The organism is Caldivirga sp. (assembly GCF_023256255.1).
Taxonomy (GTDB): Archaea; Thermoproteota; Thermoprotei; order Thermoproteales; family Thermocladiaceae; genus Caldivirga.
In genome coordinates this window covers 14,989-15,770 of sequence record NZ_JAGDXD010000018.1, presented here as the reverse complement: position 1 = coordinate 15,770, position 782 = coordinate 14,989, and the positions used below count along the sequence as shown (strand labels likewise).

The window sequence follows — 782 nt, the reverse complement described above, 5'->3', positions numbered from 1 at the left end:
CTTGGTGGGGGCCGGGCACGACGGAAAAGTTACCCCGGGGATAACAGAGTCGTCGCGGGCGAGAGCTCCTATCGACCCCGCGGTTTGCTACATCGATGTCGGCTTTTCCCATCCTGGGAGTGCAGCAGCTCCCAAGGGTGGGGCTAGGCGGGCGCAGGAGGGGGTTTAAATACCCCTTATCTTTCTCCTTTTATGGAGTGCGATTTGGAGTACTTAGCCGGTGTTGTTAAGGGCGATGGGACATTGTACTATAATAAAAGGGCTAGGGAGTACGTGGTTGAGATATACGACCGAGATGTAGAGTATGCGGTGATTTTGGCTGATATGCTGAGGATCTGCGGCTTTAATCCTCATCTGAGGTCATATGGCAGTTATTACAGAGTTAGGGTGAATAGCAAGGAGTTTTACGAACTTATTGGTGAAGCTATTGAGCGGCTTCTTCAGTTACCGACTGTTTCCTTCGTGAGGGGGCTTTTTGACAGCGACGGCACTCTGTACTTCGATAGAAGGAAGAGACGCCCCTACCCCATTGTGGAGTTGGGAAATTCGGATTCGAGGGTCGTAAACGCGGCGGCTGTGACGCTGTCGTCGCTGGGGGTGAGATACAGCGTTAAGAACTACGGAGGAAGATTCTTCAAGCTTGTAGCTAGGGGAAGCAATGCTGTGTTGTTTGCCAAGCTGGTGAAGCCTCTCCACCCTGTTAAGTTCTCCCCTCTTTTTTGTCTAGTCTCCTCCAGCCCGCCCCCCAAGCCCGCCCATTAAAGGGGAACGTGAGATGGGTT

1 rRNA gene (running past one end of the window) is annotated in these 782 nt (G+C 52.6%); it reads left to right on the top strand.

Annotated elements, in window-relative coordinates:
- A 23S ribosomal RNA gene (locus Q0C29_RS02845) occupies positions 1-782 on the top strand (its annotated part continues 300 nt past the right edge of the window); the annotation flags it as partial.